Raw genomic sequence first — 18445 nt, 5'->3', positions numbered from 1 at the left:
CGGGGCTTAGCGCCGGATGCCCACCACCCGCTGGTAGAGGCCGCCGAAGAAGGTTTCCTTCTTCCAGTCGAAGTCGGCTGTTTCCGGCACCAGGGTCTCGATGGATTCGGCCAGTAGCGAATTGGCGAAGGGTTCCAGATAGCGGAACACCAGCGCCATGATCGGCCCCATCGGGTGCCACCAGCGCGGTCGGTGGTAATCGACAAAGACGATCTTGCCGCCGGGTTCGACGGCTTTCAGCAGGTTGGCGACGATGCGCTGGCGGGCGTGGGGCGGCACCTCATGGAGCAGGAAGAAGCAGCACACCGCGTCGAAGGTGGTGCCCACCGGCTCGGTGAGGTCGGCCACCTGGGCGTGCATGTGCGGCCAGGGGGCGAGCTTGCGCCGGGTGTTGGCGATCTGGATCGGCGCCACGTCGAGCACCGTCAGCTGCCCCGCATCCCCCAGTCGCCGCGCCAGACGCGGCGAGAAGTCGCCATATACGGCAGCCGCCTGCAGGACCCGCTGCCCGGGGTTGAACTCGCGCACTGCGCCATCCATCAGGCGGCTGGCGTTGCCCCACAGAATCGCCGACACCACCACGGGGCGGTCCAGCCAGGGCAGGGTGCGGTGATCGAGGTAAGCCCAGGTGTAGGTATCCCGGAGATAGTCAGGCAACTCGGTGGCTGCCGCTGAGGCGGAATCGCGCATGGCTTGGCTTTGCTGAAGGCAGTTGTCTGGCGGCGCGTGACTGGGACAAACCGCTGGCAAGCCGCGTCACGCCTGTGTTCTGACCAGATAATACGGTGGCGCAGCGGATTCGTGCGGGTTGGTCGAGATTTTTCGTTAAGATCGAGGACGCGGCAAGGCGGTTTTGTGATTTTTCTGTTAAGCAATTCTGTGAGGTCCCCGATGTCTTTGACAGACTGCGGCTGAGTGCCCATGCGCTTTCCTGCCCCCCTGATCGAAGGCCGGCTGATCCGGCGCTATCAGCGTTTTCTCGTCGATGTGGAGTTTGCCGACGCTTCCATCGTCACCGCCCACTGCGCCAATACCGGCTCCATGCAGGGTTGCAAGGACGCCGGCAGCCGGGTCTGGCTGTCGCCGGCCGACAATCCGGCGCGCAAGCTCAAATGGACCTGGGAGCTGGTCGAGGTGGCGCCGGGCGTGACGGTTGGCGTGCATACCGGGCGCAGCAATGCCCTGGTACGTGAAGCCATCGAGGCCGCGAGGGTGCCCGAACTGGCGGGTTACGGGGTGATCCGGCCGGAGGTCAAATACGGGGAGAGCAGTCGCATCGATCTGCTGCTGCAGTCGGCAGGGCGGCCGGATTGCTATGTGGAGGTGAAGAATGTCAGCGCCGCAGTGAGCGGTCGCACGGGCTTTTTTCCGGATGCCGTGACGACTCGCGGGGCCAGGCATTTGCGTGAGATGGCGGCGATGGTGGCGGCCGGCCACCGGGCGGTGCTGGTGTTCTGCGTGCAGCGGAGCGACGTGGACGTGGTGCAACCCGCCGACCACATCGACCCGGCCTACGGGCGAGCGCTGCGGGAGGCCATGGCGGGCGGTGTGGAGGTGCTGGCCCTGGGCGCCCGCGTGACGCCTCAGGGGATCGAGCTGGCGCGCCGTTTGGCCGTGGAGGTGCCCGCGCAAGGCTTGCGGCTTTCCACAATAGGGCCGTCCACAATGGGGTAGCACACAATTTCCGGCGTCCGCTTATGTCCCTAACCTGCAAGGCATAGACATAACACCGGAGAAAAGCCGTCATGAAGCAGCCGTTCTACAAGGTTTTGTACGTGCAGGTGCTGTTCGCCATCGCCTGTGGCGTGATGTTGGGGTACTTCGAGCCCAAGCTGGGGGTCGACCTGAAGCCCCTGGGTGACGGCTTCATCAAGCTGGTCAAGATGATCATTGCGCCGGTGATCTTCTGTACCGTGGTGCACGGCATCGCCGGCATGGAAGACATGAAGAAGGTCGGTCGGGTGGGCGGCAAGGCGCTGCTCTACTTCGAAATCGTCTCCACCTTTGCCCTGGTGATCGGCCTCGTGGTGGCCAACACCCTCAAGCCCGGCGCCGGCTTCAATGCCGATCTGTCCACCCTCGACACCAAGGCCATCGAAGGCTACGCCGCCAAGGCGCACGCCCAGTCTACGGTGGAGTTCATCCTCAACATCATCCCCAATACCTTCATGGATGCCTTCGCCAAGGGCGACATCCTGCAAGTGCTGCTGCTGGCCATCCTGTTCGGCTTCTCCCTGTCGGCAATGGGCGAGAAGGGCAAGCCGGTGTTCCACTTCGTGGAGCAGGTTTCCCACGTGCTGTTCGGTATCGTCAATTCCGTGATGAAGCTTGCCCCGCTGGGTGCCTTCGGTGCGATGGCCTTTACCATCGGCAAGTACGGCGTCGGCTCGCTGGTGCCGATGGCCAAGCTGATGGGCTCCTTCTACCTCACCTGCATCCTCTTCATCATCGTCGTGCTGGGCGGCATTGCCCGCTACACCGGCTTCAGCATCTTCAAGTTCATCAGATACATTCGTGACGAACTGATGATCGTGCTGGGTACCAGCTCTTCCGAGTCGGCCCTGCCGAAGCTGATGCTCAAGCTCGAAAAGATGGGTTGCTCCCGCTCGGTGGTGGGTCTGGTGGTGCCCACCGGCTACTCCTTCAACCTGGACGGCACCAACATCTACATGACCATGGCGGCCCTGTTCATCGCCCAGGCCACCAACACCGAACTGACCATGACCCAGGAGCTGACCATCATCGGCGTGGCCATGCTCACTTCCAAGGGCGCCAGCGGCATCACCGGTGCCGGCTTCATCACCCTGGCTTCCACGCTGGCAGTGGTCCCGACGATCCCCATCGCCGGCATGGCGCTGATCCTCGGCATCGACCGCTTCATGAGCGAAGCCCGGGCGCTGACCAACATCATCGGCAACGCGGTGGCCACGGTGGTGATCTCCCGCTCCGAAAACGAGCTGGACATGGAAAAGATGGAACTGGCCCTCAATGACCAGCTTCCCGACGAGGTTCTGGCGAGCCCTGCGCGCGCCTGACCGGTTGCCGGCGACCGCGACCCCGTCGCTGCATTCCGTTCCGTAGATCCAGAAAAAGCGGCCTGACGTGTGTCAGGCCGCTTTTTTATGTCTTTACCGGCAACAATATATTGACGCCAGCGCTGCCTCGGCTATAATCCGCCCCCTTCGCGACCGTGCCTTGGTGGTGAAATTGGTAGACACGCTATCTTGAGGGGGTAGTGACGCAAGTCGTGCGAGTTCGAGTCTCGCCCAAGGCACCAGCAACAATTCCGAAGCGTTCCAAAGCAGGCCGGCAAGCCCAGAGAAATCAAGGGTTCCGGCCTTTTTTGCGTCTGTAGGGTTCCGGCGTTTATTGCTGACTCAGCCCCGCCAGAAACGTCCGCCGTGCTTGTTCCAGCTCGGCTTTCCCCAGCCCTTCCGTCAGCCGGAGCGCGATGGCGTGATAGGTCTCGAAGGCCTCAAGAACCGTTTTCTCGTCCACCGTGCGTGTCGCCTCCGCTTCCGGCGGCGGGGTGTAGCCGTCCATCGGCTTGAGCACCGCGTAGCGCGGAATCATGCGCTGGCCGCCGGTTTCGCCGGCGGCGGTCATGGGGCCGGTCTTGGTGAAGATCTGGCCTTCGTATTCGAAGCGGGCGCCGATGGGGAGCTGGGTGAGTTTCATGGTCGGAGTCTCGGTTTCGGTAAAGCCGCGATTCTAGACGTCTGAGCTGGCTGGCCGCGCGTGTCGATTTTTCTTACAGCGCAATTTGCGGATGTCCGCCCTTTTCCACTGATGCATCGTCAAGTGGTTGATTCGGTTATGCCGGTGAAGGCTGGCGTAAATGTTGCATGAATATCCATTGGGGGTTTTTGCCTTCTTCTCCCCATGTGGACACCTTCAACTGAGTCAAAGGACACCATCTTGAATACACGTAAAACAAACCGTTCCTGGCGTACCGCGCTGGCGGCGGTCGGCTTGCTGCTGAGCAGTGCTTCCCCGAGCGTTCAGGCTGTGGTCGTTAACATCGATACGAGCCGGAGCGTGCTGACTTTCACTTCCAGTGGGCCGACCATCTGCGATCCGTTTGGCAACTGCTCGACGCCCCCCGCTCCCCAGACGTTTGCCCTGTCGGGCAGCTTTGACGTGAAGGAGGAGACGGTTTCGTTTCCTTACTGGTTTGATCCGACAAGTTTTTTCGACCTTGACCTGATCCGTTTTGAACCCCTGAGCATCGACACCGGCGGTGCGGCGGCGCTGGGTTTCGTGTTTCCGGCGTTCTCCGGCATCGTGACGGGGACCACTTTCACGGCGAGCGACGATCCGTGCTTTCTCTACTCGGGCGGTTGCTCCGGGTGGTCGCTGGTCAACAGCACCTACACCGGTGATTTTGATGGTCAGCGGCTGTCCCTGACGGGAGAGTCTCCGTTGAGTGTTGCCGAAGGCTTCAAGTACACGATCGTTGCCACGGCTGTGCCGTCTGCCTCGGTTGCCGAGCCAGGCTCCCTCGCGTGCCTGGCGGCGGCGGGGGCCGGGCTGACGGCAGTGCGCAGCCGTCGTCGTCGGACAAGCGCTGCGCTTGCCCCGGGGGCTGCGTGAGCTGATTAGTCGCCCAGGGCCCGCGCAATGAAGTTGCGCGGTACGCGGGTCTTGGGCACCTTGGTGCCGAACCAGCTGCGCACGTCCTCATCCAGCCCGATGCCGTGCATGTAGTTGTAGAGGGCCTTGTTGAGGGCCACGCCGAGCGCGTCGTGATCGACGCCGGTGGGGTCGATGAAGCCGACGTCGTTCTTGGCGAAGCTGATCGGCGGCAGGGGCTTGAGCTTGACGCCGTATTCTTCGGGGTTCTGGCCGACCGGCGAATGCACGGTGCACACGAAGCGATGGAAGAAGCCGGACTGGATGCAGCCGGCGTCGAACAGCTGGCGCACGTATTCGAGGGCGTCCACGGTGTCCTGCACGGTTTGCGTCGGAAAGCCGTACATCAGGTAGGCGTGCACAAGAATGCCGGCGTCGGAGAAACCGCGGGTGACGCGGGCCACCTGATCCACCGAGACGCCTTTTTTCATCAGCTTGAGCAGGCGATCCGAGGCCACTTCAAGCCCGCCCGAGATGGCGATGCAGCCGCTGTCGGCCAGTTGCAGGCACAGCTCGGGGCTGAAGGACTTTTCGAAGCGGATGTTGCCCCACCACGAGATGGACAGGTTGCGCCGCGCCAGCTCTTCGGCCATGGCCTTGAGGGCCTTGGGCGGGGCGGCTTCGTCCACCAGATGAAAGCCGGTCTGGCCGGTTTCCTGGACGATGGCCGCGATGCGGTCCACCAGCGTGGTGGCGGCAACGCCGTCATAGCGGCCGATGTAGTCGAGGCTCACATCGCAGAAGCTGCATTTCTTCCAGTAGCAGCCGTGGGCCACGGTGAGCTTGTTCCAGCGCCCGTCCGACCATAACCGGTGCATGGGGTTGAGCATGTCGAGTATCGACAGGTAGCGATCCAGTGGCAGGCCGTCCCAGGTGGGCGTGCCGACTTCGGCGAAGGGCACGTCGGGTTCGGCGAGGTTGATGTAGCGGACTTGCCCCTCTTCGCGCACGTAGGTGCGCACCAGCCGTGAGCGGCCGCGCTTGCCGTCGAGGTGTTCGAGCAGGGCCAGCAGCGGGCGCTCGCCGTCGTCGAGGGTGAGGTAGTCGAAGTAGTCGAAGACGCGCGGCTCGGTGAGTTCGCGCAGCTCGGTATTCACAAAACCGCCGCCCAGCACGGTGACGATGGACGGATCGAAGGCCTTGATGGTCTGGGCGATGCGGAAGGCGGCATATACCGAGCCGGGGAAGGGCACCGACAGCAGCACCACTTGCGGCTTGTGCTGATCGATGGCCGCCAGCGCGAGGCGCTTGAGGGTCTCGTCCACCAGCGTCGGCGGGCCGGCCAGGGCCTGGGCCAGCGGCGTGAAGGTGGGCTGGGCCATGGCCAGCGATTCGGCGTAGCGGACGAACTCGAAGCGCGCATCGACGGCCTCGCGGAGCACGTCGGCGAGGTCGTTGAGGTACAGCGTGGCCAGGTGGCGGGCCTTGTCCTGCACGCCCAGTGCGCCGAAGGCCCAGGCCAGCGGGTCGCCGCCGTCCGGGTCGATGTACACGTCCAGCGAGGCAAAGCGCGCTCCTTCGGGCAGGAAGGCACGGCTGGCGATGCGGTGGGCGATGGTCGGGTCACGCCCCTGCAAAAAGGCGATGGCCGGGCCGATGGTGGCCTGGTAACGCGCGAACTGCCCATCAAAAGCCACTACGGCCGGCGTGCGCTGGCGGGCCGGCATGGCCTGGATGCGCTTGCGGATGGCATCCAGCCCGGTGGGCGAGAACAGTTCGAGGACCAGCGCCAGGGCCAGGTCCGCCTGCACCGCGTCCACGCCCCGCTCGCGCAGGAAGCCGGTGAGATAGGCGGTGGACGGGTAGGGCGTGTTGAGCTGCGTCATCGGCGGGATGATCGACAGCACGCGGGGCGGGTGTTTGGGTGCGGCGGCGCCGGTGGCTTCAGTCATGGGGGAGGTATCCGGGCCGGCGGCCTGCAGGTGGGGGCCGAATGATAGCGGGGATCAGGCCTTGGCGATGCGGTTGCGGCCGGCGTTCTTGGCCACGTAGAGGGCCCGGTCGGCGCGGTCGATGAGGCGCTGGTAATCGGGGTGGCCGTCGTTGGCGGCGAGGCCGATGCTGACGGTGAGGCGGATGCTGCGCCCACCGGAGAGACTCACTTCAAGCTCCTCGATGCGCTGGCGGATCTTCTCGGCAACCACCATGGCGCGTGCTTCGTCGATCTCGGCGAGCACCGCGAGGAATTCCTCGCCACCGTAGCGGAAGACGAAGTCGCCGGCGCGCACCTGCGCGACGATCTGCGCCGCCACCTGCTGCAGCACCCGGTCGCCGGCGTCGTGGCCGTGCTCGTCGTTCACCCGCTTGAAGTGGTCGATGTCGAGCATCAGCACACAGAAGCTGTCGGCGTTGCGTCGCGCCAGGCTGATTTCACGCTTCAGGATGGAAGGCAGGAAGCGCCGGTTGAACAGGTGGGTCAGTACGTCGCGGCCCACTTCCAGGTCCACCAGGCGATCGAACATGGTGCGCAGCAGGAACTTGATTTCGTCCACTTCCACCAGCACGGCCTTGGCCAGCGCGCGGTTGGATTCGGACTGCAGATTCTTGTCACGGCCGAAGACCAGCTGCGGGAAGAGCGACTCGTCGATGCGATCCACGCATTCCTCGATCAGCGGCAGCTCGCGGGTGTCCTCGAAGAGCAGCGGCGCCTTGTGGTGCAGCCACAGGCCGAACTCGGAATCCTGCAGCGTGTGGATGTCGTCGAAGGGGGTGCCGGCGGCCAGCATGCGGTAAAAGCGGGCTTCCCATTCGAGGATCGCTACCGACTGCTTCTCCCGTTCCAGGGCCAGGTTGCGGCCGGCCTCGAACATCTTGTAGGCCTCGTCGGTGCGCGCGCTGCGTTCGGACGAGATGATGAAGGCGGCGCTCATTTCCTCGAAGGCCACGTCGGTCAGGCGGTCCACGTAGAGCACGGCGTGGATCAGGTCTTCGCGGCTCAGGCCGGTTTCGAGCAGGCGCGTGTTGATCTCGTGCTTGAGCAGGCGCAGGCCGCGGGCCACCAGGTTGACGGGGATCTGGGCGCGGGCATGCACTTCGCCCACGTGTTTTTGCAGGGCGAGGGCGGCCGCCAGTTCGTCGACGCTGCGGTGGCAGAACAGCACTTCCATCCAGCGCTGTAGCCCCGGCTTGAGCTTTTCTTCGACGGCGAAAACGGACAGGAAAGGGGCCGCACCGGGGTCGGACAGCATGTGCCGGTAAAACGCACTGGCCAGCTCAAGCTTGTCGCGTTCGATGATTTCGGCAACGCTGTTGCGGACGGTCGTGGAGGACGTTTCCGCCAGTGCCTGCCAGGTTTCCTGGGCCAGACGGGATGTGCTTGGCATGGGGTGACGTCCTCTTTTATTGTTTTGAGACTGACAACATAAGGGAGTCAGGGGCGTCGGTGCAAGACTGTTTCCGTTACGTTTGTCACGGCTATTTATACGGCATGGCGCAGGCTGCGCCGGTAAGCCAGCCCGGCGGTGACGGTCAGTACCCCGCAGGCCAGCAGGGTCGGCCGCACCCCGAAGGCGTGGGCCAGGCTGCCGACCGCAAAGCTGCCCAGCGGCGCCACGCCCAGAAAGGCCATCGTGAACAGGGCCATCACCCGGCCGCGGAAATCGTTGTCCACCTGGGTCTGGATCAGCGTGTTGCTGCCCGCTACGGTGATGATGATGAACAGGCCCAGCCCGAACAGCACCGGCATGGCCATCCACAGGCTCGGCGACAGGGCGAACAGGGCCACCGCCAGGCCCACCGTTGGTGCCGCCAGCGACACCAGGGCGGCCAGCCCGGCGGTGTCCTTGCGGGTGGCCAGGTACACACTGCCGAGCAGCGAGCCGGCCCCGGAGCAGCCCACCAGCAGGCCGAACAGGCGCGCATCGCCGCCAAAGATTTCCTTCGCAAAGAGCGGCATCAGCACTACGTAGGGGGCGGCCAGAAAGCTCGTCATCGCCACCAGGATCAGCGACGAACGGATGCCTGTGTGGGCGACGGTGTAGGCCAGCCCTTCCTTGAGGGCCTGCAGCGGCGGGGCGGACGGCTTGCGGGCGCCGCCGGCGGGCAGGCGGATGGCCAGCAGGGCCAGCAGCACGGCCAGGTAGGACGCGGCATTGAGCAGGAAGCACACCGCCTCGCCGACCAGCGCCACCACGAAGCCGGCCAGCGTCGGGCCGACGAAGCGGGCGATGTTCATCAGGAAGGAGTTCAGCGCGATGGCGTTGGGCAGATCGGCCTTGTCGTCCACCAGCTGCACCGCAATGGCCTGACGGGTCGGCACGTCGAGGGCGTTGATGATGCCCAGGCTGAAGGCCATGGCGATCAGGTGCCCCGGCGTGGCCGCGTCGAACCACGCCAGCCCGGCCAGCACCACCGCCTGCACCATCGACAGGGCCTGGGTGGCCATGAGCAGGCGGCGCTTGTCGAAGCGGTCGGTGACCACCCCGCCGAGGGCCCCGAAAACGAGGATCGGAATCTGGCTGGCAAACCCGACCATGCCCAGCACAAAAGCCGAGCCCGACAGCCGGTAGGCCAGCCACACCATGGCGATCTGCTGCATCCAGGTGCCAGCCAGGGAAATCAGCTGGCCGGCAAAGTAGATACGGTAGTTGCGGGAATTGAGAGCGCGGAGGAAGGGCGGCATGGAGTGGGGAGCGCAATGCGGATGCAGACCCGCAATTCTAGGCCGTCTAGCCCGCCAGGGTTCTGTGGGTCGGACTTCAGTCCGACAACGCAAGCGACGTAGCGTCCGATTCTCGGGTTCGCGTCCTGCTCTGTCTGGTTGTCGGCCATGGTGTCTTGAGTTAAGCCAGCCTTTGTTAGACTGATGAAGATTCAAGCAACCCCGTGCAGCAAGAACAATAAGGGAGCTCAGCTCTGATGATTTTCAGTGAAGACTCACGGGTCAAGATTCCGTGCATCCTGCATCTGGCCCGGCTTGGCTAGGGAAGATATTGGTTACCCCGTATGACCTCTCCGGCAATCAAGGTAATAAGTTCATCACCCGAGGAGTACAAGATGTCTCCGACGAAGGCATCAAGAGCGCTTCGCTGAAAATGCACCCCGCTGGAACGGTACTACTTAGTTCACGCGCACCCATCGGATACATGGCGATTGCGCGTAACGAACTGACAACTAATCAGGGCTTTAAGTCCTTCGTCCCGACCAGTGGTTATTCGACGGCATTCATTTACTACACGGTCAAAAGTTCTTTGAAAACGATTACCCAGTACGCTTCAGGCTCAACCTTCAAGGAAGTTTCTGGTGCAGTGCTAAAAACAGTAAAAATCTGCCTGCCTAAATCTAGTGTTGTCGAGCATTTCACGAACGCGGTCGAGCCAATTCTTAAGCGGCAAGATTTGCTTGAGCAGGAAAACCAGCAACTCGCCCAACTCCGCGACTGGCTCCTCCCCCTGCTGATGAATGGTCAGGTCACGGTGGCGTGAAGGAGACCCGCATGAACGATCAACCCAGCCTGCCGCACCCTCTGCTCGCCGCCCTGCGCGAGCTAATCGCGCAGGGCCGCCAACGTGCCTTGCGGGCGGTGGACATGGTGCAGGTGCAGACTTGCTGGGAAGTGGGGCGGCATATCGTCGAATTTGAACAGGGTGGCGAGAATCGTGCTGCCTACGGCAAAAAGCTGCTGTCCAGTCTGGCGGAAAACCTGACCCGCGAATTTGGCAAAGGGTTCGATGCCTCGAATTTGCGTTACATGCGGCTGTTTTATCAGGCCTTCCCAATTCGTGACGCACTGCGTCACGAATTGAGCTGGACCCACTACCGCACGCTAGTACGCGTGGAGAGCGCGGACGCCCGGCAGTGGTACATGAACGAAGCCGCCGCGCAGAACTGGAGTTCCCGCGCCTTGGAACGCCAGATCGGCACCTTGTATTACGAACGCCTGCTGCTGAGCGAAGACCGGCATGCTGTCACGGCCGAAGCCGATGCCAATCTTCAAGCCCTGAAACAAGCGCCGCGCGAATTCATCCGTGACCCGGTGATGCTGGAATTCCTCGGCTTCCCGGGCAGCGGCAAGTTGCTGGAATCGACGCTGGAACAGGCGTTGATGGATAAGTTGCAGGCTTTCCTGCTGGAACTGGGCAAGGGCTTTGCCTTCGTCGCCCGTCAGCAACGCATCAGCACCGAAAGCAAGGATTTCTACATTGATCTGGTGTTCTACAACTACCTGCTCAAGTGTTTTGTGCTGATCGACCTGAAAACCCATGAGCTGACGCATCAGGACATCGGGCAGATGGATATGTATGTCCGCATGTACGACGATCTCAAACGCGGCCCGGATGACAACCCCACCGTCGGCATCCTGCTCTGCGAGCACAAGGATCATTCCGTGGTGCGCTACTCGGTGCTGCACGACAGCGAGCAGTTGTTTGCCAGTAAATATCGCCTGATCCTGCCCAGTGAAGAAGAGCTGCGCTGCGAGATCGAGCGCGAGCGGGCGATCCTGGATGAAGCCCAAAACACTGCACAGAGCATTCCTGGAACAGGGCTGGCATGAGCAAGAGCGCACCGCCACCGCATCGACTCGGCAGAAAAAACCGTTTTGCCATATGGAAAAATAATTTTTTCATATGGCAAAAACTTTATTTCATATGAAAAAACCTTTGGGTGATGTATCCCACGGCTTGGGTCAAATCACGGAATGATTTTGTCACGTGACAAAAAGCCAGGGTGGCGTGCCGAAATCATTTCCTCACATCGCAAAATGATTTTGTGATGTGAGGTTTGGGGTTCTTCATATGAAGAAAGGGGTTTATGGGGTGGTGAAATGATCGGCTGCGTATACCAACTGCCGCTGGTGCTTCAAAGCCAGCAACACAACATCCGTGTCGGAGTGTGCGTACAGAATGATGTGATGGCTGACAAGGTACTCGCGCAAGTGAGGCAAACCCGCTTGCTCTGCCAGTTGCTGAACGGCGTTGGCTCTTAGCCTTGCCTGTGCAGATTTTGCAGACAGAAAGCGTGCGGGCCGACCACTGGCCGGAGACCACGCCAGCACAGTGACCATTTCCCTGAGGTCTGCTTTCAGCTTGGCTGATCGCGCCTCTGCAGAGGCGGCATCCTGGGCTTGAAAGAAGTGCTGAGCCGCGTCCAGATTAGCCAGGAAATTGGGGGCGGCTTCGACCTTGGCGGTGGACGGCAAGGCCATCAGGACAGCGCTTTCAGGAGGTCCGCGTTGGATAGGCGATGCCCGGCCAGTACCTCCCGCAACCCGGTCTCAGCCTCCGTCAGCAGCACCAGGCTGGCGTGTTCCGCTTCCAGGGCGTGGTAGTAGTCGAGTTTTTTCGCATCGACGATGGCAACGTAGGCCGCACCGTTCTTGGTCAGCAGCTTTTCAGCCCCGGCCACCACTTCATCGGACAGCTCGGTCAGACGAGCACGTGCCTCGCTGATCGGCACAACATCTTGGGCAGTGAAGCTCATGGCAAAACTCCTTAACGAATACGTTAAAGAATAGTGTATCAAACACCGTGGTGCTGGGCTTTTGGGCATGTCCTCCTCCGGCCCCTGCAATGGCCGTTGATTACACCCGCTCCCCCATCACATGCGTGGCCACCACGCAGCGTTCATCGCCGAGGATCATCAGTGCGAAGAGCCGTTCGGCGAGTGTTTGCGTGCGGTCCATGCGCCAGGCGAGTTCCGGGGTGGCGGCCCAGTCGAGGACGACGAAGTCGGCTTCGTGGCCGGGCTGGAAGTTGCCGATGTGCGCTTCCAGGTAGAGCGCGCGGGCGCCGCCGAGGGTGGCCAGGTACCAGCCGCGCATCGGCGACAGGGGCGTGGCGTGGGTCTGGCTGATGGCGTAGGCCTGGCCCAGGGTGCGGATCAGGCTGAAGCTGGTGCCGCCGCCCACGTCGGTGGCGAGGCCGACGCGCATGCCGGCGGCGGTGCTGGCGGCGTAGTCGAAAAAGCCGCTGCCGAGGAAGAGGTTGGAGGTGGGGCAGAAGGCCGCGGCGGCGCCGGCGGCGGCCATGTCGGCGCGCTCGGCGGGGCTCAGGTGGATGCAGTGGCCGTAGATGCTGCGCGGGCCGAGCAGGCCGTAGTGGGCGTAGACGTCGAGGTAGCTGCTGCGCTCGGGGAAGAGTGCCTGCACCCAGGCGATTTCGGCGGGGTTTTCGGCGAGGTGGGTTTGCAGGTGCAAGTCGGGGCGGGCCTGGAAGAGTTCGCCGGTGGCCTGCAGTTGCTCCCGCGTCGAGGTGGGGGCGAAGCGCGGCGTGAGGCTGTAGCCAAGGCGGCCGCGGCCGTGCCAGCGTTCGATCAGGGCCTGGCTGTCGGCGCGGCCCGATGCGGCGCTGTCGCGCAGGTTGTCCGGGCAGTGGCGGTCCATCAGCACCTTGCCGCACAGCATGCGCAGGCCTTTGGCCTCGGCGGCGCTGAAGAAGGCATCCACCGAATGGGCGTGCACGGTGGCGAACACCGAGGCGGTGGTGGTGCCGTGGGCGAGCAGGCGGTCGACGACGAAGGCGGCGCTACGTTCAGCCTCGCTGTAATCGGCGAAGCGCGCTTCGGCCGGGAAGGTGTAGTCGTTGAGCCAGTCGAGCAACTGCCGCCCGAAAGAGCCGATTACGCCGGCTTGCGGGTAGTGGATGTGGGTGTCCACCAGGCCGGGCAGGACCAGCTTGCCGCGGTGGTCGTGAAAGCTGGCGGCCTCGCGGACCTGCGGGGCAAGGTTGGCGGTGACGACCGCCCACGGGCCGACGCTCTGGACGTGGCCGTCGACGATCCACAGGGCGCCGTCGTCAAAGTACTCCCACGCCGCCGGATCGTCGCCCGGGCCGGGATCGGTGAGGTAGTGGAGGATCTGTCCGCGAACCAGGACATCTTGTTTTTTGGTGCTCATCAGGCCTCCATGAATTGTCGTGCAAGCAGGGGATTGGGGTGGGCCAGGGTGGCATCGTGCGGGCCTTCTTCGCGGGCTTCCTTCACCTGCAGCAGTTGGGCGGCGACGGCGGCGGCGATGGCGGCGGGATGCTTGCTGCGGATGCCGGCGATGCCGATCGGGCAGGTGAGTTCGGTGAGGCGCTGCGGGTCGAGTCCGCGGGCGAGCAGGCGATGTGCAAAGGTGGCGCGCTTGGTGGCCGAGCCGATCAGGCCGAAGTAGGCGAAATCGCGGCGGGCGAAAATGGCCTCGCAGAGTTCGAAGTCAAGGCTGTGACTGTGGGTCATAACCAGGAAGTAGCTGCCCGGCGGGGCGCTGCGCACCTCGGCGGTGGGTGTGTCACTGGCGATGGCGGTGACGCCCGGCGGCAGCTCGGCCGGGAAGGCTCCGTCGCGGCCGTCCATCCAGCTGATCTGGGCGCCCAGCGGGGCGAGGGCGCGGGCGATGGCTTCGCCCACGTGGCCGGCGCCGAACAGGCGCACCGGAAAGCGGCTTGCGGCCACTTGTTGTTCGAAGGCCCAGTGTTCGCCGTCATGCCGAAAACGGGGCAGCTCGTCCGGCTGCGCTGCGGACAGGGTCCAGCCGGAAGCGGCGTCGCCGGAGGCCAGTCGGCGCTGCAGGGTCTGGCCGGTGGTGACGGCTGCGGCACGGGTCCGCCAGTGGCCGGCTTGCTGCGGGTCGATCCGCTCCAGCAGCAGCCACACCACGCCGCCGCAGCACTGGCCGAGACTGGCGCCGAGGGCGAAGCGCATGAGGCGGGGCATGTCGCCTGTCACCTGCATTTCGCGGGCCGCAGAGGTGGCCAGCCATTCCAGGTGGCCGCCGCCGATGCTGTCGCGGCTGTCGGCATGGCCGACGAGCATGCTGGCGCCGGCTTCCCGGGGGGTCGAGCCGTCGGTGCGTACGACGGTGACGAGTACCGCGGCTTGTCCGGCCTCCAGCCAGTCGGGAAGGGCGAGGAGCCAGTCGTTCATGCCAGGGTGCCGCCATGCAGGGCCTTGAGGATGGCTTCCGGCGTGGCAGGGGCATCGAGTTGCGGGCGGGCGTCCGGCCCGAGGGCTGCCGCCACCGCGTCGCGCAGGGCGAAGAACACCGAGAAGGCCAGCATCAGCGGCGGCTCGCCGACGGCCTTGGCGCGGTGGATGCTGTCTTCCGCGTTGGCGTTGTCGAACAGGCGCACGTTGAAGACCGGCGGCAGGTCGGAGACGGCGGGGATCTTGTAGGTGGACGGGGCGTGGGTGGCGAGGCTGCCGTCGGCCTTGTAGACCAGCTCCTCGGTGGTCAGCCAGCCCATGCCCTGGATGAAGCCGCCCTCGATCTGGCCGATGTCGATGGCCGGATTGATGCTCTTGCCCACGTCGTGAAGGATGTCCACGCGCAGCACCTTGTATTCGCCGGTGAGGGTGTCGATGGCCACTTCGCTGACCGCGGCGCCATAGGCGAAGTAGTAGAAGGGGCGGCCCTGCATGGTGACCGGGTCGTAGTGGATCCTGGGTGTCTTGTAGAAGCCGGCGTCCCACAGTTGCACGCGGGCCCGGTAGGCGTCCGCCACCACCTGGGCGAAGGTGGCGTCGAAGCCCGGCGCACTGACCTGTCCGGCGGTGAAGATCACGGCGTCCGCGCTGACCCCCAGCCGTTCGGCGACGAAGCCGGCGATGCGTCGGCGGATCGTCTGGCAGGCCACCTGGGCCGCCTTGCCGTTGAGATCGGTGCCGGATGAGGCGGCGGTGGCCGAGGTGTTGGGCACCCGGCTGGTGTCGGTGGAGGAGAGCCGCACGTCCTCGACCGGCAGGCCGAATTCGTGGGCGACGATCTGCCGGATCTTGGTGTACAGGCCCTGGCCCATCTCGGTGCCGCCGTGGCTGACCAGCACCGTGCCGTCGTTATAGACGTGCACCAGCGCCCCGGCCTGGTTGTAGAAGGTGGCGGTGAAGGAGATGCCGAACTTCACCGGCGTCAGCGCCAGGCCGCGCTTGATGACCGGGCTGGTGGCGTTGAAGGTGGTGATGGCGTCGCGCCGGCGGGCGTAGTCCGCGTCCCGCGCCAGCTGGGCGACGAGGGGCGCGATCACGTTGTCCTCGACCTTCATGCCGTAGTGGGTGGTGTTGCGCAGCGCGCCTTGGCTGTCGCCGTAGAAGTTGGCCTGACGTACGGCCAGCGGGTCGAGCTGCAGGTGGCGGGCGATGTCGTCGATGACCGATTCAATGGCGAACATGCCCTGCGGTCCGCCAAAACCGCGGAAGGCGGTATTCGAAACCGTGTGGGTTAGGCCGCGAAGGCTGCGGATGGCCACCGCGTCGAGGTAGTAGGCGTTGTCGGCATGGAACACTGCCCGGTCGTTCACCGGTCCCGACAGGTCGGCCGAAAAGCCGCAGCGCGAGGCCAGGTGCAGCTTGAGGCCGTGGAGCACGCCGCCATCGTCGAAACCGGCCTCGTACTGGATGTGGAAGTCGTGACGCTTGCCGGTGATGCGCATGTCGTCGTCGCGGTCGAGGCGCAGCTTGACCGCCCGGCCGGTGCGCACCGCCAGCACGGCGGCGACGCAGGCGATCTGGGCCGATTGGGATTCCTTGCCACCAAAGCCGCCGCCCATGCGCCGGCATTCGGCGGTGACCTGGTGCGCCCGCCAGCCCAGCGCGTGGGCCACTGCGTGTTGCATCTCGGTGGGATGCTGGGTGGAACTATGGACGTGCAGCGTGTTGTCGTCACCGGGGATGGCGCAGGCGATCTGGCCTTCGAGGTAGAAGTGCTCCTGGCCACCCAGTGTGACCTGGCCGGCCAGGCGGTGGGGGGCGGCGGCGAGGGCGGCCTCGGCGTCGCCCCGGCGCACATCGACCGGCGGCAGCACCCACGACGCTGCCTCGGCGGCGGCTTCGGCGCTGAGGATGGCTGGCAGCGCGTCGATGTCTAGCGTTGCCAGGCGGGCCGCGCGGCGGGCTTGCTCGTGGCTGTCGGCGGCGACGGCGAAGAGTGGCTGGCCGTGGAACATCACCAGGCCGTCGGCGAGAATCGGGTCGTCGTGCTTCACCGGGCCACAGTCGTTTACGCCGGGAATGTCGGCCGCCACGATGACTGCGCGCACGCCGGGGGCCGCACGCACGGCCGACAGGTCGATGGCGCGGATGCGTCCGTGGGCCACGTTCGACAGGCCCAGCGCGGCGTGCAGGGTGCCGGTGGGTTCCGGCAGGTCGTCGGTATAGCTGGCCGTGCCGGCGACGTGCAGGTGGGCGCTCTCGTGGGGCAGGCCGGCGCCGATGCCCGGGGGCGGGCTGCGGTAGGGGGCGTTCATGGCAGGGTCTCCACATCGGCGAGGCGCACCGGCATGCCGGACGCAGCGCTGTTTTCCAGCCACAGGCGGCGCAGCAGGCTGGCCGTGACCTGGCGCCGGTAGGCGGCGGAGGCGCGCAGGTCGGACAGCGGTGTGTACTCGTTTTTCAGCACGTCCATGGCGGCCTCGACGGTGGCGGCGCACCACGGCTTGTCGAGCAGGAAGCGTTCGGTGGCGCGGGCGCGCAGCGGCGTGGCGGCAACACCACCGAAGGCGATGCGGGCCTGGCTGACGATGTCGTCGGTCAGCGTCAGCGCGAAGGCGCCGCATACCGCGGAGATGTCCTGATCCGTGCGCTTGGCGACTTTCCAGGTGCGGAACAGCTGGCCGGCCGGCGGCGCTGGAATCAGCACGGCCTGCACGAATTCACCGGGTGTCAGGGCGGTTTGCTGGTAGGCCAGGTAGAAGTCTTCCAGTGGCAGCCGACGCCTCTGCTCGCCCTTGTGCAGCACGATCTGTGCGCCGAGGGCGATCAGGCCGGGCATGGCGTCGCCGATGGGCGAGCCGTTGGCGAGGTTGCCGCCAAGGGTGCCGGCGTTGCGAATCGGTGTCGAGGCGAAGCGGCGGGCCAGCTCGGCCCAGGCGGGTTCGAACGTATTGAGGGCGTCGAAGGCATCGGTGAGGCTGACGCCAGCGCCGATGAAGAGGCTTTCTTCATCGACGCGGATGACCTTCAGCTCGGGCACTGCGCCCAGGTAGATCAGGTCGTCGAGTTGGCGCAACTGCTTGGTGACCCACAAGCCCACGTCGGTGGCGCCGGCCAGCAGGCGGGCTTGAGGGCGCGCCAGGCGGGTGGCGGCCAGTTCGGCCAGGCTGCGCGGGGCGATGAAGCGTTGCCCGGCAGCGGCATAGTCGAGGGTCGGCAGCGCGGCCATTTCATCGAGGGCGGCCAGCACCGCGGGCCGGTCGAGGCTGACCCGTTTCCGGGTGTAGGCGGCGGGCACTGCGTCGAGAATCGGCCGGTAGCCGGTGCACCGGCACAGGTTGCCCGATAGCGCGTCGCAGACGGCGGCGCGGCTCGGGCATTGCGGGTTGTTCTCGTAGAGGGCGAACAGCGACATGGCGAAACCCGGCGTGCAGAAGCCGCACTGGGAGGCGTGCCGGTCCACCAGTCCCTGCTGCACCGGGTGGAGCAGGCCGGTTCTGGCGGACGGGCCGATGGCGGCCAGGTCTTCGACGGTGAACAGCGCCTTGCCGTCGAGGGTGGGTACGAACTGGAGGCAGGCATTGACCGCCCGCAGTTGCAGCGCGCCATCCACCTTTTCTCCGAGCACCACCGTGCACGCGCCGCAGTCGCCCTCGGCACAGCCTTCCTTGGTGCCGGTGGCGTGCGCGTCCTCGCGCAGGTATTGCAGTACCGTGCGGGTTGGCGCGGCACCTTCAAGTTGCCGGATCGCGCCGCGGAAGTAGAACTGGATGGTTCTTTCACTCATGGCTCAGGCTCGCTTGCTCTGGGTGGCAGGGGAGAGCTTGACGTTAACACACCGCGGCGGGTGGCGGATATGGATGTGATCCGCCCCCGCGCGATGTTTGCGCGATGAGGTTTTGCCCGCGTCTTTCGGCCCTGATGCGCCTTGTATTGCGCCATGGTGTGCCGGCTGGCGCCGCAGTCA

At 64.8% G+C, this 18445-nt stretch carries 16 protein-coding genes and 1 tRNA gene; 6 read left to right on the top strand and 11 right to left on the bottom strand.

Features of this window, described 5'->3' with window-relative positions; translation table 11 throughout:
• Window positions 1-6: 6 nt before the first annotated feature.
• Window positions 7-690, bottom strand: coding sequence for a rhodoquinone biosynthesis methyltransferase RquA (gene rquA, locus ETQ85_RS05585; protein WP_148578071.1), 684 nt, complete (start codon window positions 688-690; stop codon window positions 7-9).
• Window positions 691-921: 231 nt separating this feature from the next.
• On the opposite strand from rquA, the gene sfsA reads away from it, so the two are divergent.
• The 3 genes from sfsA to ETQ85_RS05570 all read left to right on the top strand — a co-directional run bounded on the left by sfsA (window position 922) and on the right by ETQ85_RS05570 (window position 3277).
• Complete coding sequence (sfsA, locus tag ETQ85_RS05580; protein ID WP_148578070.1) at window positions 922-1674, top strand: DNA/RNA nuclease SfsA; 753 nt, start codon at window positions 922-924, stop codon at window positions 1672-1674.
• Between the two features lie 71 nt (window positions 1675-1745).
• Window positions 1746-3035 carry a dicarboxylate/amino acid:cation symporter gene (locus ETQ85_RS05575; protein WP_148578069.1) on the top strand — a complete coding sequence of 430 codons (1290 nt, stop codon included), beginning with the start codon at window positions 1746-1748 and terminating at the stop codon, window positions 3033-3035.
• 157 nt (window positions 3036-3192) lie between these two features.
• Window positions 3193-3277 (top strand) — tRNA-Leu (locus ETQ85_RS05570).
• Window positions 3278-3366: 89 nt separating this feature from the next.
• Here ETQ85_RS05570 and ETQ85_RS05565 read toward each other — a convergent pair.
• Window positions 3367-3678 (bottom strand): hypothetical protein, encoded by a 312-nt coding sequence (locus ETQ85_RS05565; protein WP_148578068.1) that lies wholly within the window; start codon window positions 3676-3678, stop codon window positions 3367-3369.
• A gap of 240 nt (window positions 3679-3918) precedes the next feature.
• Here ETQ85_RS05565 and ETQ85_RS05560 point away from each other — a divergent pair, with 240 nt between their 5' ends.
• Window positions 3919-4593: a PEP-CTERM sorting domain-containing protein gene (locus ETQ85_RS05560; protein ID WP_148578067.1), complete on the top strand. Its 675-nt coding sequence runs from the start codon at window positions 3919-3921 to the stop codon at window positions 4591-4593.
• 5 nt (window positions 4594-4598) lie between these two features.
• Here the strand turns inward: ETQ85_RS05560 and ETQ85_RS05555 are convergent, their stop codons facing one another.
• From ETQ85_RS05555 to ETQ85_RS05545, 3 genes are all read right to left on the bottom strand, one after another.
• Entirely contained in the window at window positions 4599-6524 is a 1926-nt protein-coding gene (locus ETQ85_RS05555) for a B12-binding domain-containing radical SAM protein (RefSeq protein WP_148578066.1), read from the bottom strand.
• 54 nt (window positions 6525-6578) lie between these two features.
• Window positions 6579-7955, bottom strand: coding sequence for a GGDEF domain-containing protein (locus ETQ85_RS05550; protein WP_148578065.1), 1377 nt, complete (start codon window positions 7953-7955; stop codon window positions 6579-6581).
• Between the two features lie 95 nt (window positions 7956-8050).
• Complete coding sequence (locus tag ETQ85_RS05545) at window positions 8051-9253, bottom strand: MFS transporter (protein ID WP_148578064.1); 1203 nt, start codon at window positions 9251-9253, stop codon at window positions 8051-8053.
• Window positions 9254-9524: 271 nt separating this feature from the next.
• Between ETQ85_RS05545 and ETQ85_RS05540 the strand changes: the two genes are divergently transcribed.
• Both ETQ85_RS05540 and ETQ85_RS05535 read left to right on the top strand, forming a co-directional pair.
• On the top strand, window positions 9525-10055 hold the full coding sequence (locus ETQ85_RS05540; RefSeq protein ID WP_222862067.1) for a restriction endonuclease subunit S: 531 nt from the start codon (window positions 9525-9527) through the stop codon (window positions 10053-10055).
• Window positions 10056-10066: 11 nt separating this feature from the next.
• Window positions 10067-11125, top strand: coding sequence for a PDDEXK nuclease domain-containing protein (locus ETQ85_RS05535; protein WP_148578063.1), 1059 nt, complete (start codon window positions 10067-10069; stop codon window positions 11123-11125).
• Between the two features lie 255 nt (window positions 11126-11380).
• Here ETQ85_RS05535 and ETQ85_RS05530 read toward each other — a convergent pair whose 3' ends face one another.
• The 6 genes from ETQ85_RS05530 to xdhA form a co-directional block, all read right to left on the bottom strand.
• A complete protein-coding gene (locus tag ETQ85_RS05530) occupies window positions 11381-11776 on the bottom strand; it encodes a type II toxin-antitoxin system RelE/ParE family toxin (RefSeq protein ID WP_148578062.1) in 396 nt (131 codons plus the stop codon).
• Window positions 11776-12051: a type II toxin-antitoxin system prevent-host-death family antitoxin gene (locus tag ETQ85_RS05525; RefSeq protein WP_148578061.1), complete on the bottom strand. Its 276-nt coding sequence runs from the start codon at window positions 12049-12051 to the stop codon at window positions 11776-11778. The genes ETQ85_RS05530 and ETQ85_RS05525 overlap by 1 nt, the downstream gene beginning before the upstream one ends.
• Window positions 12052-12151: 100 nt before the next feature.
• Window positions 12152-13465: a guanine deaminase gene (guaD, locus tag ETQ85_RS05520; protein ID WP_148578060.1), complete on the bottom strand. Its 1314-nt coding sequence runs from the start codon at window positions 13463-13465 to the stop codon at window positions 12152-12154.
• Window positions 13465-14478: a xanthine dehydrogenase accessory protein XdhC gene (gene xdhC / locus ETQ85_RS05515; RefSeq protein WP_148578059.1), complete on the bottom strand. Its 1014-nt coding sequence runs from the start codon at window positions 14476-14478 to the stop codon at window positions 13465-13467. The genes guaD and xdhC overlap by 1 nt, the downstream gene beginning before the upstream one ends.
• On the bottom strand, window positions 14475-16793 hold the full coding sequence (gene xdhB / locus ETQ85_RS05510) for a xanthine dehydrogenase molybdopterin binding subunit (protein ID WP_148578058.1): 2319 nt from the start codon (window positions 16791-16793) through the stop codon (window positions 14475-14477). The genes xdhC and xdhB overlap by 4 nt, the downstream gene beginning before the upstream one ends.
• On the bottom strand, window positions 16790-18265 hold the full coding sequence (xdhA, locus tag ETQ85_RS05505; protein WP_148578057.1) for a xanthine dehydrogenase small subunit: 1476 nt from the start codon (window positions 18263-18265) through the stop codon (window positions 16790-16792). Before xdhA ends, xdhB begins: the two co-directional genes overlap by 4 nt.
• Window positions 18266-18445: the final 180 nt, after the last annotated feature.

This window comes from Zoogloea oleivorans (assembly GCF_008107625.1).
Lineage (GTDB): Bacteria > Pseudomonadota > Gammaproteobacteria > Burkholderiales > Rhodocyclaceae > Zoogloea > Zoogloea oleivorans.
Note: the sequence above shows the minus strand (reverse complement) of the source record. Positions and strands in the feature narration are given on the sequence as shown.

Coding starts and splice junctions, on each gene's coding strand:
- rquA (WP_148578071.1), bottom strand. CDS start 690: ATGCGCGATTCCGCCTCAGCGGCAGCCACCGAGTTGCCTGACTATCTC.
- sfsA (WP_148578070.1), top strand. CDS start 922: ATGCGCTTTCCTGCCCCCCTGATCGAAGGCCGGCTGATCCGGCGCTAT.
- ETQ85_RS05575 (WP_148578069.1), top strand. CDS start 1,746: ATGAAGCAGCCGTTCTACAAGGTTTTGTACGTGCAGGTGCTGTTCGCC.
- ETQ85_RS05565 (WP_148578068.1), bottom strand. CDS start 3,678: ATGAAACTCACCCAGCTCCCCATCGGCGCCCGCTTCGAATACGAAGGC.
- ETQ85_RS05555 (WP_148578066.1), bottom strand. CDS start 6,524: ATGACTGAAGCCACCGGCGCCGCCGCACCCAAACACCCGCCCCGCGTG.
- ETQ85_RS05550 (WP_148578065.1), bottom strand. CDS start 7,955: ATGCCAAGCACATCCCGTCTGGCCCAGGAAACCTGGCAGGCACTGGCG.
- ETQ85_RS05545 (WP_148578064.1), bottom strand. CDS start 9,253: ATGCCGCCCTTCCTCCGCGCTCTCAATTCCCGCAACTACCGTATCTAC.
- ETQ85_RS05535 (WP_148578063.1), top strand. CDS start 10,067: ATGAACGATCAACCCAGCCTGCCGCACCCTCTGCTCGCCGCCCTGCGC.
- ETQ85_RS05530 (WP_148578062.1), bottom strand. CDS start 11,776: ATGGCCTTGCCGTCCACCGCCAAGGTCGAAGCCGCCCCCAATTTCCTG.
- ETQ85_RS05525 (WP_148578061.1), bottom strand. CDS start 12,051: ATGAGCTTCACTGCCCAAGATGTTGTGCCGATCAGCGAGGCACGTGCT.
- guaD (WP_148578060.1), bottom strand. CDS start 13,465: ATGAGCACCAAAAAACAAGATGTCCTGGTTCGCGGACAGATCCTCCAC.
- xdhC (WP_148578059.1), bottom strand. CDS start 14,478: ATGAACGACTGGCTCCTCGCCCTTCCCGACTGGCTGGAGGCCGGACAA.
- xdhB (WP_148578058.1), bottom strand. CDS start 16,793: ATGAACGCCCCCTACCGCAGCCCGCCCCCGGGCATCGGCGCCGGCCTG.
- xdhA (WP_148578057.1), bottom strand. CDS start 18,265: ATGAGTGAAAGAACCATCCAGTTCTACTTCCGCGGCGCGATCCGGCAA.